The following is a 16,610-nucleotide window of genomic DNA, read 5'->3' on the forward strand; positions in this document are numbered from 1 at the left end:
ATATGAGTAGAGTCATACTTAAAACATTTTTTATAAAAAAAGATGCCCGAACAAGGTCTATAGACCCATCAGACATCCCGGATTTATATAAAAGCTATATTTTTTGGTAATTTCCTACTTTAAAGCAAAAATTGTTATGACTATTTTTTTGGACACGGACCAATGGGTTCAATTATGTCTATTACTTTACAAGCTGTAAGATTGTTTTAAAATGTTCATGATCTGCTCGTTGCAAAAGCTCATATAAAATCATTTCCATACTAGTTGGATAAATACCAAGGGCACTCATCTTAGCTAATCCGACTTCCTTATTGGCTTTTGTTCGAGATGAAACAGCATCTACCACTACCTCAACTTCAAATCCTTGTTCCTTTAGTTGTCTAGCTGTTTGGTAGACACAAATATGCGTTTCAATACCAGTCACAATAAATTGAGAACGTCCACTTTCCTTCATCGCCTTCACAAATTCCTCTTCCTCACATGCACTAAAAGCCATTTTAGCAATTGCTTGTCCTTGAAGATGTTGTGCTATATCGAGTGCTGTACCGCCTAAACGACTCGGATTTTGTTCTAGCCATAAAATAGGTACTTCCAGTGCCTGCATTGCTTGTATCAACTTAGCAATGTTTGCAATCGTTGCTTCACTCTCATCAACAATTGTTGCTAGCTTTCCTTGCACGTCAACGACTACTAAACAAGCTTCTTCTACTGTAAACATTGAGAACACCCCTTTTCTATTCTTAATTTATTATACAAAAACTCACGTTAAAATGGGTTCATTTAAAATTTATCGTACATATTGATTCATCGTCTGCATAAATAAACGTTAAATGTTATATTTTAGCCGTCCCCTATCTCCACGAGCATGCCCTTTTCCACCGCTGTTAAAATCCGAACATTAAAAGGATTATATCGGATGAAATTTATTTCAATTACGAAAATTCCAACTTTATTCCCGATAAAACTGTACTTTTCGTTCGTATTTGAATTAAAAACGCCTGTTAATTGTGTACATTTTGTTGCGAGGCTGTCGCTATTCTGCTCAAATATTAAGAATTTTATTTTTTCTCTTGAAAATTAAGTTATAATCCAGTAAAGTTCTGTTATCCCGCTTTAATGGTCCTATAGCTAATGAAGTCTCTTAGACGATTAAAGCTCGATCAGGACAATGTATATTCAGCAGTTTATAGCCACTGGATAAAAATTTCACTTATTAACCAAACAAGGAGTGTACCCACTTTGACACAACGTGCATACAATTTCAACGCAGGTCCATCTGCACTGCCCCAAGAAGTATTAGAAAAAGCTCAACAACAATTAGTAGACTTCCGTGACTCAGGTATGTCGATTATGGAAATGAGCCATCGTAGTGCCATTTTTGACGAAGTACATAACGAAGCGATTGCCTTATTGAAAAAGCTATATGCGATACCAGAAAATTACGAGGTCTTATTTTTACAAGGGGGAGCTAGCCTGCAATTTACAATGGTGCCAATGAACTTCCTATCAACTGATCAAAAAGCAAGTTATGTATTATCAGGCTCTTGGTCTGAGAAGGCATTCAAGGAAGCAAAGTTTTTCGGTACACCTGTGGAAGCTGCTAGCACAAAAGAGAACCAATACCGCCATATCCCTGCCCTAGCAGACATTCAATTTAATGAGGATGATGCCTATGTGCACATCACTTCTAATAATACTATTTACGGTACACAGTGGAAGGATTATCCAAATACAGGAAATGTACCTTTAGTGGCCGATATGTCTAGTGATATTCTTTCAAAACCAATTGATATTCAAAAATTCGGACTCATCTATGCAGGTGCTCAAAAAAACCTAGGTCCTTCAGGTGTAACAGTTGTCATTATTCGCAAAGATCTTCTTGAAAAAGCGAATAAAAACATCCCTACAATGCTTAAATATACAACACATGCTGATAGTAATTCTTTATATAATACACCCCCTACATTTGGTATCTATATGCTAGGCGAAGTGTTGAAATGGGTAGAATCTAATGGTGGAGTCGCTGCAGTTGAGAAGCACAATGAATTAAAGGCTAAAGTTATTTATGATGCTATTGATAATAGCAATGGCTTCTATAAGGGTCATGCAACTCCAGAAAGTCGCTCACTTATGAACATTACATTCCGTGTAACCGATGAGGAACTTGAAAAACTATTCCTAGCGGAAGCAAAAGCAGCTGGCTTTGTAGGGCTAAATGGCCATCGTTCTGTAGGTGGCTGTCGTGCTTCAACATATAATGCTGTGCCGTTAGAGGCTTGTGAAGCTTTAAGAGACTTTATGATCGATTTCCAACAAAAACATCAATAATCTTATAAAAAATGACGATGATTTACGTATCTGTAATGACTCGTCTTTTTTTGTTTGTCGATGATAATCTATCCCCATACAACCATCATTATAAAATTTTTATAGCAAATTTTTCTTTTAGGGCTTTGCACATAGCCTATTCCTTTGAGAAAAATATAGATTTTTTAGCGGACTATCGGACAGATTACCAGCCTCTATCTATTTACCAAACATAGATTATTACTGTAAGGATACCCTTACGAAAATAGAGGAAGGGAGGTCTGGACGATGGAAGATAGACGATATACAACACAGATGAACTGGCAAGGCTGTAAATGTCCAAAAAAAGAAGAGAAATGTTGTCCTCGTAAAGAAGAAAAATGCCCTTGTCAAAAAGAAGAAAAATGTACACCAAGAATGAGCAGTAACTGTAGAGGCTGTATTTGTCAGCAATTACGAAAATTAGAGCTTGCGACTAGACTAGATATCTTTTTATCTGGAGGTATTAGTTTCTTAGGTGTGACTTTCATTTCTTTCGACCCACGCAATTGCTGTGCTTACTTCCTTGAGGCAGGTGCGGCTGCTACTTCTCCTTTAATTGTAGACTGCAATCAAATTGTTGCGATTCGTAAAGTAGCAGTAGCTTAATAAAAATAGAGAGGGTACATCCTATTTGGAACTACCCTCTCTTTTACATAAAAAAACTCTGTCCATTTTTTAATGTGACAGAGTTTCATGCTTACAATCTGGGCATTTCCCATATATTTCAAACTTATGATTTTCAATTTCATAGTCGGGTAGCTTTTCTCCTAGCATTTCCATCGGACAAAGGTTGAGCTCTTTAACATTGCCACAATCCATACAAATAAAATGATGGTGATGATGTGCGGATTCACAGTGCATTCGGAAATTACGTTCTCCAGATAGCTCTGTTTCCTCTAAAATCCCTAGCTTCACAAATGTAGCAAGGTTACGATAAATGGTATCAAAGCTCATCCCCGGAAAATCTTTTTTTAATACATCCAATAAATCACGGGCTGTTAGATATTTATCTGTTGCAGCAAACATATCTAATATTAACTCCCGCTTATCCGTTTTTTTATAACCATTTTCTTTTAAAATTTCCCACGCTCTTGAAACATTCATTGTGCTACCTCCCCTTGCTTCGCAGCCATTTTAAATGCTACTTTTTTTCCAAGGATCACAAGTAGCAATATTAAAATCGAAGTGACAACAATCGTACCTCCTGGCGCTAAATCTAAATAAAATGCACTAATCAGACCGATTAAAACTGCCGTTTCTCCAAACACAATAGCATAAAAGATAGTTTGCTTAAAGCCTTTTGCCAATCGCATTGCAGCTGCTACAGGTAACGTCATTAATGATGATACAAGTAAAATACCTACAATGCGCATACTTGCAGCAATAACAAGAGCCGTCACAATCATAAACAATAGATGCACCCAGCGTGCTGGAAGGCCGCTTGCTTTTGCATATTCTTCATCAAAGGATAGAACGAATAATTCTTTAAAAAATAAAAACAAAAAGAGGATAACTACTGCAGCAATTCCAATCACCACCCATAGATCTTGGCGTGATACGGCAGATACTGAGCCAAACAGATAACTCATTAAATCTGTGCTAAAGCCGCTGGCAAGCGATATAAAGATAGCGCTTATGCCTATGCCGCCTGACATAATGATCGGTATAGCTAGCTCCTCATAGTGCTTATATAAACGTCTTAGACGCTCAATTAATATAGAACCACTAACAGATGCTAAAATTCCTAGATAAATAGGGTTAAGCAAAGCGAAGGCGGTCACAGATTGGCTAATATATAAGCTCCCTGCTATTCCAGCAAGTGTGACATGTGATAAAGCATCCGCAATCAGCGATAACCTTCTTACTACAATAAACACGCCTAATAGAGGGGCAAGTATGCCTATTAATAATCCAGAGAAAAAGGCATTTTGTAAAAATTCATAATGTAAAATTGCTTCAATCATTGTGCCTTCTCCTTTTAATGAATCTTTCTCACAGAATGGCCATACCAAGCATCTAGCGCACCCTGTGAAATATTATCAAATTCATTTTTGTAGCCATGGAAGTGAATGGTTTGATTTAAACAAGCCACATGGCTAATGCGATTAGATACGGTATCGACATCATGTGTGACAAGAATCATTGTAATTCCCTGTTCCCGATTTAATTTCGCCAGCATATCATAAAATGACTGCACGTTCTCGTGATCAATACCAACAGTCGGTTCATCTAAAATAAGTAATTGGGGATCACTGACTAAAGCTCTCGCAATAAAAACTCGTTGTTGTTGTCCACCTGATAATTCACCAATATTACGATGTTCAAATGCATCCATACCAACTGCCTTTAATGCGTCTTGAACCTTTCCTTTAGCTTCTCGTCCAGGTCTTTTAAAAAGCCCTAATTTTTTCGTTAATCCACTTTTCACGACCTCTTGCACGGTTGCTGGAAACCCTGAATTAAAGGCATTGGATTTTTGCGAAACATAACCGATCCATTCTCGATGTTTAAAAGTTGCACTTGGTTCACCAAAAAGCTTTATTTCTCCTGAAAGAGGCTTTAATAAACCTAAAAGGATTTTTAATAATGTTGATTTACCCGAACCGTTTGGGCCGAGTAGCGCTAAAAAATCGCCCTCTTCTACACGAAAGGAAATATTTTTTAAAACTTGTGTATAGTCATATTGAAATGACACATTTTCAATGTCAATTAATGTTGTTTTCATGCATGATCGCTTCTTTCTAATTCAAAATCATTACGATTTACAAGTTGTAAGTATATAGGAAAGTGCAGTTTTTGTAAAGAAAAGAAGATAGCTACTTTTTGAATGAGAAAATGGCGACCGTTTAAATCATTACATCAACCATATTATAAAGGAGGATTGACTTTGAGTATTCAATTTTTACAGCAATTGGCACAAAGCACGGATAAGGAAATTGTCGCGATTGCTCGTGAAGAGGGTTTTGACATTACAACTTCTGAAGTAAAAAAACTTCGGCCTTATTTGGAGCAATTCTCATTTTCCTGGCTTTTTTTAGGCATCCCTAAAGATATTTTAGTCGAAGTGGAGGCTGTTTTAGGAAGAAAGCGCTCTCGTCAGCTAATCGCACTTTTTACAAAATAACGTAATAAGGCCCAACATCAGCACAGTGGCTGGATGTTGGGCTTCTTTTTTAGGCTTTTAAAGCCTCGATAAGCTCAGGCTTAAATGTACTACTTCTCAACATATCAATTTCAGCTTTATATGGAGCTGATTTTGATTTGGCATCACTAGTAAGTGGTACGAATGGTGTTTCTAAAATTTTAGGAATCGCCATTAATTGTGGATGGTGAACCACATAGTTCAAGGCATCAAAACCAATGTGACCAAAACCGATATTTTCGTGACGGTCTTTAGCAGCGCCTCGCACATTTTTTGAATCATTAATGTGCAAAACTTTGATGCGATCAACACCTATTAATTTATCAAATTCGTTGAGAACACCATCGAAATCCTCGACAATGTTATAGCCAGCATCATGTGTATGACAAGTATCAAAACATACAGAAAGACGCTCGTTATGAGTGACACCATCTATGATTTTCGCTAACTCTTCGAAGGAACGACCACATTCTGTTCCTTTCCCTGCCATCGTTTCTAATGCAATTTGGACGGGGTAATCTTGCGACAATACTTCATTTAAGCCTTCAATAATTTTGGCAATCCCTGCATCTGCCCCAGCACCTACATGTGCACCAGGATGCAAGACAATTTGTCCTGCCTCTAATGCTGCTGTACGTTCAATTTCTGACTGTAAAAAATCTACCCCAAGACGAAACGTTTCTGGTTTTTCCGTATTGCCAATATTGATGATATAGGGAGCATGAACAACAATATTAGTCATGCCATGCTCTTTCATATGAAGGAGTCCATTCATAATGTTCAAATCGGCAATCGACTTCCGACGTGTATTTTGCGGCGCTCCTGTATAGATCATAAATGTATTAGCTCCGTACGATAATGCCTCTTTACTAGAGCCAAGTAACATTTCCTTCCCACTCATCGAAACATGTGAGCCAAGTAGCATGTAAAAAGCCCCCTTATTTTTTTCCTCTCGCTTTTAAGCGACGTTCACGTTTTTTAATTTTTTCCATTTCCCATTTCATATTACGCTTATAGCCTGGTTTTACCTTTTTAGGTTTACGTACCAATGCCTTCGCTTTCACATCTATTTCATTCTCTTGTTTAACACGATTTTTACGAGCATGACGCTCTTTTAACTCGGACCATTCTCCATCCTTAACGTCCATTTGCACAAATGGAATACCCATTTTTTCCACACGTACTACTGCATCCTCGTCAGATGGCTCAAATAATGTAATCGCTGTTCCTTTATTACCTGCACGAGCTGTACGTCCAACACGGTGAATAAAGAATTCTAAGTCCTCAGGAATTTCATAGTTAATGACATGAGAAATTCCTTGAATATCAATTCCACGTGCCGCTAAATCTGTCGCAACAATATATTGATACTCAAGATCACGAATTTGCTTCATCATCTTCTTACGGTCACGTGGGCTTAAATCACCATGGATTTGTCCACAACGGATACCATGCTCATTTAAATAACCAGCAACATGCTCAGCCGTTTTACGTGTGTTTGTAAAAATAACAGCCAAAAATGGATTGATGCCTTCGATAACTTCTAATAAACGTTTATTACGTGATTTAGAACGAACTGGTACAAGCATAAAATCAATGCCCTCAGCCACAGGTCGTTTATCATTCATGTGAACATGGACAGGTGCGTCCATATATTTTTTTAAGAAAGGCTGTAGCTTTTCCGGGATAGTTGCTGAAAATACGAACATTTCAAGTTTCTCTGGCATTTGGGAAGCAAATCCATCAATTTCCTCAATAAAGCCCATATCGAAAGCTAAATCTGCTTCATCAACAACTAGAATTGGTGCCGTATGCACAAATAACGCTTGTGCTGAAACAAGGTCACGAATACGGCCAGGTGTTCCAACAACAATTTGAGGTTGCGTTTTTAACTTATCAATAGAGCGTTGTTTGTCCGTACCCCCAATAAAAAGTTTTGCCTGTATGGCAGTTCCTTCTATTAATTGATTTAAAGCATCATAAATTTGCTGTGCAAGCTCACGTGTAGGAGAAGTAATAACGGCCTGTACTTCCTGTTTCTCTACATCAATACGTTGAACAATCGGAATTAAAAAACTATGTGTTTTCCCTGTTCCTGTATGTGCCTGTCCAATGGCACTCTTCCCTTTTAGTAATAATGGAATAATTTCTTTTTGAATTGGTGTCGGTTCTGTAAAGCCAAGTTCTGCAATGGCGTCCTGCAAAAATGGCTGAAAATTATAATCAGTATATTTTGACATCATTCGTTCCTCCTAACATCTTTTTTCATTGTACCATGATTCGAACTTTAAGGTATATTTACATCCTATTCTTACAAGCATAAACATAATTTTATCGTTTTATGATCACCGTAACAAAGCCCTTATCAAAGGTACTTGAAATACGAAGAATATGCAATCAAAAAAGCGCTGTATCAATACTCGAAAAAGCTGGGTATATGTAAATTTTATGTCAATTTATAGGGAGCTAATGATTAGCATTATTCCCACATGTTATGATGGGGCTGTAACATATTATAGGAGGTTGATAGATCATGAAAGCAGCAAGATGGTATAAAGCAAAAGACATCCGTGTAGAAAATATTGAAGAACCAGTCATTGCACCTGGCAAAGTAAAAATTAAAGTACATTGGACAGGAATTTGTGGGAGTGATTTACATGAATACGCAGCTGGTCCAATCTTTATTCCTGTAGAGCAACCTCACTATGTAAGTAAAGATATCGCACCAATTGTCATGGGACATGAATTCTCAGGTGAAGTAGTAGAAATTGGTGATGCTGTAACATCGGTAAAAGTGGGAGATCCTGTCGTAGTTGAACCGATTCTATCTTGTGGCGAATGTGCTGCTTGTAAAAAAGGTAAGTATAATATTTGTAAGCATTTAGGCTTCCACGGTCTTTCAGGCGGTGGCGGAGGATTCTCTGAATATACAATGGTAGACGAAAAACTGGTTCACAAAATGCCAGAAGGACTATCCTACGAGCAAGGCGCATTGGTCGAGCCAGCGGCGGTAGCCCTACATGCAGTACGCCAAAGCAAATTAAAAGCAGGCGATAAGGCAGCAGTCTTTGGAACAGGTCCAATCGGGCTCCTTGTTATTGAAGCATTACGTGCAGCAGGAGCGTCCGAAATATATGCAGTAGAGCTTTCAGCAGAGCGTGCCGCTAAAGCATTAGAACTTGGTGCTACAGCAGTTATTAATCCTAAAGATGAGGATGCCGTAGCTCGTCTACATGAATTAACGAATGGTGGCGTTGATGTAGCATTTGAAGTAACAGGCGTTCCAGTCGTATTACAGCAAGCGATAGATTCTACAACATTTGAAGGTGAAACAATTATTGTTTCTATTTGGGAAACTGACGCCTCAATTCTGCCCAACAATATCGTACTAACAGAGCGTTCTGTTAAAGGAATTATTGCTTATCGCGATATTTTCCCAGCGGTGATGGAATTAATGAAGCAGGGCTACTTCCCTGCTGATAAACTAGTGACGAAACGTATCGCTCTTGAGGAAGTCGTAACAGAGGGCTTCGAGGCATTAATGAAAGAGAGAAATCATATTAAAATCCTTGTAAATTCACAAGCTTAATATATAGAGAGACAGGTAGAGAACCCCTCTACCTGTTTTTTAATCCTGAGCTATACCCATCTTTTCCCTAATTTCTAGATTCGCCATAAGGAAGTTCACCTTATCTTCTCCAAATACACCTAATGTCCGTTTATCTATATTAGCCTCTATAATTATATTAATTTCCTCCTTTGAAAGACCACTTGCTTGGGCAATTCGATCCACTTGTATTTGTGCCGCCTTCACACTAATATGCGGGTCCAAACCTGAGCCTGAGGCAGTCATTAAATCAGAAGGTATATTTTGTCGTTGTACAGATGGATTTGCAAGTAGAAACTTCTCGATATCCGCTTCTATCCGTTTCCTCAATTCTGGATTGGTTGGTGCATAGTTAAATGTTCCTGAGCTAACACCACTGTAGTTCACTTGTCCTTTGTCATCTGGTAACGTATCCTCTTTCGTATAAACATTATAGTTAACAGATGAAACCCGCCCCCAGAAATATTCTGGAGCAGTAAAATTTTGACCGATTAATTCAGAACCAACCGCTTGACCGTCCATTTCTAGTAAACTGCCATTTGCTTTTTGATGAAACATCCCTTGGGCTAAAGCTGTCACGGCAAACGGGTATATTAAACCACATATAATGAACATGGTGATTGTTATAAGTAATGCCTGCTTAGAGCTATCAAAAATTTTTCGCATATAGCTTCCTCCCTATAGTCCAACTATACGAAATAATGGTCCTACTAGTAGATCAATGATTTTAATGCCAATAAACGGGGCTATTATTCCGCCAACACCGTACACAAGCAAATTTTTATTCAATAATTTTGCGGCACTCATTGGCTTATACTTAACACCTCTCATGGCGATTGGAATTAGCAATGGAATAATGACCGCATTAAAAATCAAGGCAGAAATAATGGCACTAGTAGGTGAATTGAGATTCATAATATTTAATGCTTGCATCTCAGGTACAGCAACCATTAGCAAAGCTGGAATAATAGCAAAATATTTTGCGATATCGTTTGCAATACTAAATGTAGTTAAAGCACCGCGAGTCATTAGCAACTGCTTGCCAATTTCGACAACTTCAATAATTTTAGTTGGATTTGAATCTAAATCAACCATATTCGCAGCTTCCTTCGCTGCATTTGTTCCTGAATTCATGGCAAGCCCTACATTCGCCTGTGCCAGTGCTGGCGCATCATTCGTACCATCGCCAGTCATCGCTACAACTTTACCTTGTGCTTGCTCGTCTTTTATCACTTGAATTTTATCTTCTGGCTTACTTTCTGCAATAAAGCTATCTACGCCCGCTTCCTTTGCGATTGCTGCTGCAGTAAGTGGATTATCACCCGTACACATAATCGTTTTAATGCCCATTGCACGAAGTTGATCAAAGCGTTCCTTCAGACCAGCCTTGACGACATCCTTTAAATAAATGACCCCTAAAATTTTATCGTTTAACGCTACTAACAGTGGTGTCCCTCCAACAGAAGACACTTGTTGAACCAATTGATCCAAATTGCTAGGAATGCTATGTCCTGCTTTCATACATTCTTTTTTTATCGTATCAGAGGCTCCCTTTCGAACTTTAGTGCCATCGACTGAATCTAAACCACTCATTCGTGTCTGTGCGGTAAATGGAATATGCTCACTTGACTTAATAATTGTTTCTTCACCGTCCGTATTTACCCCTAATTCACAGGCCAATGATAAAATAGATTTCCCCTCTGGTGTATCATCGGTTAGAGAACTAAGCCATGCAGCTCGAATTAAATCCTTACTTTCCACCCCTGTTACTGGTAAAAACTCAGCCGCCATGCGATTTCCATACGTGATCGTGCCAGTTTTATCTAAGATTAATGTATCCACATCTCCACATGCCTCTACCGCTCTACCAGACATTGCTATAACATTAAATTGGGTGACTCTATCCATCCCTGCAATACCGATCGCTGACAATAAACCACCAATCGTCGTTGGTATTAAACAAACTGTCAGGGCAATTAACGTAGCGATAGAAATCGGCACATGTAAATATATTGTCATTGGATAGAGTGACACGACAACTAATAGGAAGATAATCGTTAAACTTACGAGAAGCGTATTGAGTGCTATTTCATTTGGTGTTTTCTTTCGGCTAGCTCCTTCAATAAGCGTTATCATTTTATCTAGAAATGATTCACCAGGCATGGATGTAATTTCAATTATCAGCCAATCACTTGTAACCATCGTCCCTCCGGTAACTGACGAAAAATCGCCTCCCCGTTCCTTCACTACAGGAGCAGATTCACCTGTAATTGCGGATTCATCTACAGTAGCAATTCCGTCAATAACTTCACCATCATTAGGAATGATCTCTCCCGCTTGAACTAACACGATATCGCCTTTTTTTAATTCATGTGCCAGTTTATAAATTTCAGAGCCATCATTAAGCAAAACACGTGCCTGTGTCACTGTCTTTGTTTTTTTTAAAGTTTGAACCTGTGCTTTCCCTCTTCCTTCTGCAATCGACTCTGCAAAGTTTGCAAATAGAATCGTAACAAAAAGGATAATCGCTACAATCCCATTGTATAATCGTGCATGTTCTCCACCATCGTTACCAAACAGATTTGGAAAAAGAACTAATAGTAACACAAACAAAAATCCTACCTCTACGACAAACATAACAGGGTTTTTCAGCATATATATGGGGCTAAATTTCTTAAAAGCATCTATTAACGCTTTTTTTAGTATGACACCAGTCATCAAACTATTTCTTGCTGTTTCCATATGTGTCTCTCCTCATTAAGAATAAAGTTGTAAATGCTCTGTAATCGGACCCAGTGCTAAAGCAGGTAAAAATGTCAGCGCACCAATCATCAACACGATAGCAACGAGTAAAAAAGTAAAGGTAGTCGTATCCGTTTTTAATGTTCCTAGTGAATCGTTATGCCTTACTTTAGTAGCAAGTAAAGAGGCAATAGCTAATTGAATGATGATGGTTACATAACGACCAAAGAACATAGCCAATCCTGTTGTTACATTCCAAAAAGTTGAATTATCCGCTAACCCTTCGAAGCCAGAGCCATTGTTAGCAGAGGCAGAGGCGAATTCATATAGAACTTGTGATAATCCATGTGCCCCTGGATTCGTTATTCCAGCTATCCCAGATGGTGTTGCAACCGCAAGCGCTGAAAAGAGCAAAATAATAGCAGGATGAATGAGAATACAAAGAGCAATTAATTTCATTTCTTTTTCTTCAATTTTTTTACCTAAAAACTGTGGAGATCGACCAATCATTAAACAGGCAATGAAAATGGTCAGCAAAACATACATCATCATGTTCATCAGCCCAACGCCTTTACCTCCGAATACAACATTGAGCATCATATTAAACATAGGTACAAGACCACCAAGTGGCGTTAATGTATCATGCATATTGTTAATGGACCCAGTAGTAAATGCAGTCGTAACAGTTGTAAATAATGCTGATTGTGCTACCCCAAAGCGCATTTCTTTTCCTTCCATACTTCCAAGCTCCTGTGTAATGCCGAGTTCACTAATGAATGGATTACCTGCCTTCTCTGCTATGTACACAGTCACTAATCCTACGAGGAACAATATACTCATCGCTGAAAAAATAGCCAGCCCTTGTTTGCCAAAAATAGTGTTCTTTTTTCTGGAGGCAACCATTAGACTAAACGCGACGACACATGCCCCTGGTAATAGCATCATAGATAACATCTCTACTATATTGGAAAGAACAGTTGGATTTTCAAAGGGTGTTGTTGAATTTGCTCCGTTAAAACCGCCACCATTTGTCCCTATATGTTTAATAGATTCAAGAGAAGCAATCGGCCCAAGTGCAATATCTTGTAATTTCCCCTCAATTGTTTGTACGGTTTGATTGCCATTTAAGGTTTGTGGTGATCCTTGAGAAACTAAAATAAGAGCCACAACAATGGAAAAAGGCATTAAAATACGAGTAATAACACGAACAAAATCGACAAAAAAATTCCCTATTGTATCTGTTTTAGCCACTAATCTACGACAGAAAGCCATACAAGCTGCATAGCCAGTAGCTGCTGATGTAAACATCATAAAAGTAATGACTAGCATCTGTGATAAATAGCTGAGTCCAGATTCACCACTATAATGCTGAAGATTTGTATTCGTTATAAATGAAATTATCGTGTTAAACGAAAGGGTAGCTTCCATATTGTTGATATTATTTGGATTTAAAAATAATAATGCTTGAATGCGTAGTATGATATATCCTACAAACACCATCATGGCATTTGAAACAATTAATGAAAGGACATATTCTTTGCCCGTCATATCAGCTCGTTTAATGCCGCAAACTTTATAAATGGCTGCGTCGACTTTATCTAATAGAGGATCAAGCCATGTTTTTTGTTGTAATGTAACCCGATATAAATAATGTCCCGTTAAGATAACGAGCGGTAAATAAATTATCAAGACGATGGCTATTTGCCACATAGTGTGTCCCCCCTGCCTTTAATCATTTTCTGGGTAAAGTAATGCATGCCCTAAATAACCAAATAGAAATACTAGTACTACTCCCATAAAAATCCACAAATTGACTTCCTCCTCGTTACTTTTCTATTAGTTTGTAGCACCATATTGTTAACGCCAACACACATGCAAAGCTTATGATCAGTAAGCCCATCATAAAAAAATCCATCAATCGTAACACCCCTTCTCCTTAAGGATGCTCTCATCATACTGACTTTGAAATTAATGTAGTGTTAGGAAATCCTTTTTTCTATTAAGAAAGGATAAAGAAGCAAAATCTTTACACTTTCTTAATGGAAGTTAACGCTATAATACAAATGAGGTGAAAGAGGATGGAAAATATACGTCCCACTCCAGAGATGTTTCTTGCGAGGCTTCAACAGGAGGAGCAATCTATAGGGAAATTAAAAATCTTTCTCGGCTATGCTGCAGGGGTAGGTAAAACTTATGCCATGTTAGATGCGGCACATCAGGCACAAAAACTCGGTAAAGATGTAGTAGTTGGCTATGTGGAACCGCATCCTCGTCCAGAAACGTTAGCATTACTTGAAGGACTTGAGCAAATTCCTACAAAGAAAATAACCTATAAGGGAAAAATATTTCAGGAATTAGATATAGATGCCGTATTGCAGCGCCAACCAGAAATTGTTCTGATTGATGAATTGGCCCATTCTAATGTGCCAACCATGCGGCATAAGAAACGGTTTGGAGATGTTGAAGAACTACTTGCTAAAGGGATTCATGTTTTTACAACTGTAAATATTCAACATATTGAGAGTCTTCATGATTTAGTGGAAGAAATCACTGAGATTAAAGTGCGGGAGCGTATCCCTGATTATTTAATCGATCAAGCCGCACAAATAAAGGTTGTCGATATTGAACCAGACGAATTAATTCAACGGCTGCAAAATGGGAAGGTATATGTCAAACAACAGGCAGAGAAAGCTTTGCATTCATTTTTCCGTAAGCAAAATTTAGTATCGCTACGGGAAATTGCATTACGGCGAACAGCCGATACCATCAACTATCAACAATTAAACAGTAATGAATCTGTCAGAAACTATGTACAAATTGAAGAACACTTACTTGTAGGTATCAGTAGTTCTCCTACAAATGCAAAGGTGATTCGGACTACTGCAAGACTTGCCCAAGCATTGCATGGCAAATTTACCGCTCTTTATGTTCAAAACATGCAGGCGCATGAAAGAAATCATGCTGATTCTGAACGCCTACAACAACATATCAAGCTTGTTGAACAGCTTGGCGGCCATGTTGTCATTGTTCAAGAGGATGACGTAGCTGCTGCCCTTGCCAACTATGCTCAAATTAGTGGTGTTACTAAACTTGTCATCGGTCGATCAAGCATAAGAAAAAAATGGTGGCAGCCAAACACGAAAATTAGTGATCGCCTGAATGAATATGTGCCGAATTTATCTATACACATAGTACCCGATCAAGAAAATGAACAATTCTACTTTCCTAGTATCAAAAATAAACTAGCATTTGAATGGCTGGATCTATTTAAAATGTTGATCGTATTTAGCGTAATATCCATAGTCGGCCTATATTTATATTCCATTGATATTAGCGAGCCAAATATTATAACCATTTATATTCTAGGTGTTCTCATTCTTGCTATTTGGTCTTCAGGATGGCTAATGAGCATTATTAGTTCCATCGTTGCTGTGTTACTTTTTAATTATTTTTTTACAGAGCCACGGTTTTCATTTGATGCGTATCATCGTGATTATCCTATGACTTTTTTTATCATGTTTCTCTCTGGAGTAATTACTAGTAGCTTAACGAAAAAGATCAAGGCGCAAACGATTATAGCTATACGGAAGTCTTATCGAATGGAAGTACTACTTGAAACAAATCGTAGACTGCAACACGCAAAGTCTATTGAGGAGATTATTACGGAAGGCATGACTCAAATTGTCAAATTAGTAGAAAAACCTGTGCAATTTTTTGAAATAGACAATCAGGTAATTGGGAAATCTACTTTTTTTCGTACGGACAAAATTTCTACAATTGAAAATCAAAAAATAGCTACGCTTTTTAATAACCCAAACGAGCATGGCGTTGTGAGCTGGGTGACGAATAATAAGCATGTAGCTGGTGTATCCACAGATATATTTCCTGAGGTGAATGCTTACTATATACCGGTTATTTCTAATGGAACTGTGAAAGGGGTTATAGGTATTGCACTGTCTAAACTATCGCCACTTCCTGCATTTGAACGCAATATTTTGCATGCCATCATTAATGATTTTTCATTCGCAATGGATAAATGGTATTTACAGAAGCTTCACGAAGAAGTAGCGCGAGAGGCTGAAATGGAACAGATGCGGGCTAACCTTTTACGGGCAGTGTCTCATGACCTTCGAACACCGCTCACTGCAATTTCTGGTAATGCGGATATCTTACTAAACAACGCACCTCTAATACCCGATAGTGAAAAAAATAAATTGTATGAGGATATTTTTAATAATTCGAAATGGCTTGTACAAATGGTTGAAAACCTACTAGCAGTTTCTAAGCTAGAGGATGGACAATTTGCTTTAGAAATGCAATTAGAATTAGTAGAGGATATTATTCAAGAGGCTCTTTCCCATGTGGTTAACCAAAATAGCTCGCATACAATATCCTATCAAATAGAACCAGAATTTTTATTAAGCCTCATGGATGCGAGATTGATCATACAGGTTTTCATTAATATCATTGATAATGCATTGACCTACACACCCCCAGGTAGTGACATTACTATTTTGGTGAAGGAATGTGATGGTGTAGTAAACTTCAGTATTTCAGATAATGGACCAGGAATTGATGATTCCTTAAAGACTAGCTTGTTTGAACCGTTTACGACTGGCAAGGTACAACGCAGTGATAGTAGACGTGGGCTCGGTTTAGGCTTAGCCCTGTGTCAAACAATTTTAAAACTACATGGTAGTCACATCACTGTTACAGATAATAAACCTGAAGGAACAATTTTTAACTTTTCACTGAAAAAGGAGTAAAAAA

Annotated in this window: 14 protein-coding genes; 5 read left to right on the forward strand and 9 right to left on the reverse strand. The window is 38.0% G+C overall.

The window, feature by feature from the left end; translation table 11 throughout:
• Positions 1 to 181 precede the first annotated feature (181 nt).
• Positions 182 to 718, reverse strand: a complete 537-nt coding sequence (locus AC07YC_RS07950; RefSeq protein ID WP_008178386.1) for a hydrolase — start codon at positions 716 to 718, stop codon at positions 182 to 184.
• 521 nt (positions 719 to 1,239) lie between these two features.
• Here AC07YC_RS07950 and serC point away from each other — a divergent pair.
• Positions 1,240 to 2,328 (forward strand): 3-phosphoserine/phosphohydroxythreonine transaminase, encoded by a 1,089-nt coding sequence (serC, locus tag AC07YC_RS07955; protein ID WP_494919009.1) that lies wholly within the window; start codon positions 1,240 to 1,242, stop codon positions 2,326 to 2,328.
• A 267-nt stretch (positions 2,329 to 2,595) separates the two neighbouring features.
• Positions 2,596 to 2,955 carry a hypothetical protein gene (locus AC07YC_RS07960; RefSeq protein ID WP_008178390.1) on the forward strand — a complete coding sequence of 120 codons (360 nt, stop codon included), beginning with the start codon at positions 2,596 to 2,598 and terminating at the stop codon, positions 2,953 to 2,955.
• A gap of 69 nt (positions 2,956 to 3,024) precedes the next feature.
• Here AC07YC_RS07960 and AC07YC_RS07965 read toward each other — a convergent pair whose 3' ends face one another.
• The 3 genes from AC07YC_RS07965 to AC07YC_RS07975 are packed head-to-tail and all read right to left on the reverse strand — an operon-like array spanning position 3,025 to position 5,074.
• On the reverse strand, positions 3,025 to 3,453 hold the full coding sequence (locus AC07YC_RS07965) for a Fur family transcriptional regulator (RefSeq protein ID WP_008178397.1): 429 nt from the start codon (positions 3,451 to 3,453) through the stop codon (positions 3,025 to 3,027).
• Complete coding sequence (locus AC07YC_RS07970) at positions 3,450 to 4,313, reverse strand: metal ABC transporter permease (protein WP_025116000.1); 864 nt, start codon at positions 4,311 to 4,313, stop codon at positions 3,450 to 3,452. Before AC07YC_RS07970 ends, AC07YC_RS07965 begins: the two co-directional genes overlap by 4 nt.
• A 14-nt stretch (positions 4,314 to 4,327) precedes the next feature.
• Positions 4,328 to 5,074 (reverse strand): metal ABC transporter ATP-binding protein, encoded by a 747-nt coding sequence (locus tag AC07YC_RS07975; RefSeq protein ID WP_494919010.1) that lies wholly within the window; start codon positions 5,072 to 5,074, stop codon positions 4,328 to 4,330.
• A gap of 162 nt (positions 5,075 to 5,236) precedes the next feature.
• On the opposite strand from AC07YC_RS07975, the gene AC07YC_RS07980 reads away from it, so the two are divergent.
• A complete protein-coding gene (locus tag AC07YC_RS07980; RefSeq protein WP_012295215.1) occupies positions 5,237 to 5,473 on the forward strand; it encodes a Nif11 family protein in 237 nt (78 codons plus the stop codon).
• Between the two features lie 49 nt (positions 5,474 to 5,522).
• Here the strand turns inward: AC07YC_RS07980 and AC07YC_RS07985 are convergent, their stop codons facing one another.
• A complete protein-coding gene (locus AC07YC_RS07985; protein WP_494919011.1) occupies positions 5,523 to 6,416 on the reverse strand; it encodes a deoxyribonuclease IV in 894 nt (297 codons plus the stop codon).
• Between the two features lie 13 nt (positions 6,417 to 6,429).
• Positions 6,430 to 7,731 carry a DEAD/DEAH box helicase gene (locus tag AC07YC_RS07990; RefSeq protein WP_336637333.1) on the reverse strand — a complete coding sequence of 434 codons (1,302 nt, stop codon included), beginning with the start codon at positions 7,729 to 7,731 and terminating at the stop codon, positions 6,430 to 6,432.
• A 293-nt stretch (positions 7,732 to 8,024) separates the two neighbouring features.
• Between AC07YC_RS07990 and AC07YC_RS07995 the strand changes: the two genes are divergently transcribed.
• Positions 8,025 to 9,080 (forward strand): 2,3-butanediol dehydrogenase, encoded by a 1,056-nt coding sequence (locus AC07YC_RS07995; RefSeq protein ID WP_258268930.1) that lies wholly within the window; start codon positions 8,025 to 8,027, stop codon positions 9,078 to 9,080.
• Between the two features lie 39 nt (positions 9,081 to 9,119).
• Here the strand turns inward: AC07YC_RS07995 and kdpC are convergent, their stop codons facing one another.
• Genes kdpC through kdpA form a run of 3 tightly spaced genes read right to left on the reverse strand, consistent with a single transcriptional unit; the run spans position 9,120 to position 13,550 of the window.
• Positions 9,120 to 9,764 (reverse strand): potassium-transporting ATPase subunit KdpC, encoded by a 645-nt coding sequence (gene kdpC / locus AC07YC_RS08000; RefSeq protein ID WP_494919012.1) that lies wholly within the window; start codon positions 9,762 to 9,764, stop codon positions 9,120 to 9,122.
• A 12-nt stretch (positions 9,765 to 9,776) separates the two neighbouring features.
• Positions 9,777 to 11,840 carry a potassium-transporting ATPase subunit KdpB gene (gene kdpB, locus AC07YC_RS08005; RefSeq protein WP_336637326.1) on the reverse strand — a complete coding sequence of 688 codons (2,064 nt, stop codon included), beginning with the start codon at positions 11,838 to 11,840 and terminating at the stop codon, positions 9,777 to 9,779.
• Between the two features lie 15 nt (positions 11,841 to 11,855).
• Positions 11,856 to 13,550 carry a potassium-transporting ATPase subunit KdpA gene (gene kdpA, locus AC07YC_RS08010; RefSeq protein WP_336637327.1) on the reverse strand — a complete coding sequence of 565 codons (1,695 nt, stop codon included), beginning with the start codon at positions 13,548 to 13,550 and terminating at the stop codon, positions 11,856 to 11,858.
• Between the two features lie 368 nt (positions 13,551 to 13,918).
• Here kdpA and AC07YC_RS08015 point away from each other — a divergent pair, with 368 nt between their 5' ends.
• A complete protein-coding gene (locus AC07YC_RS08015; RefSeq protein ID WP_494919013.1) occupies positions 13,919 to 16,606 on the forward strand; it encodes an ATP-binding protein in 2,688 nt (895 codons plus the stop codon).
• The last annotated feature ends 4 nt before the right edge of the window (positions 16,607 to 16,610 follow it).

It is taken from the genome of Lysinibacillus sp. GW247-5R2A, from assembly GCF_059424475.1.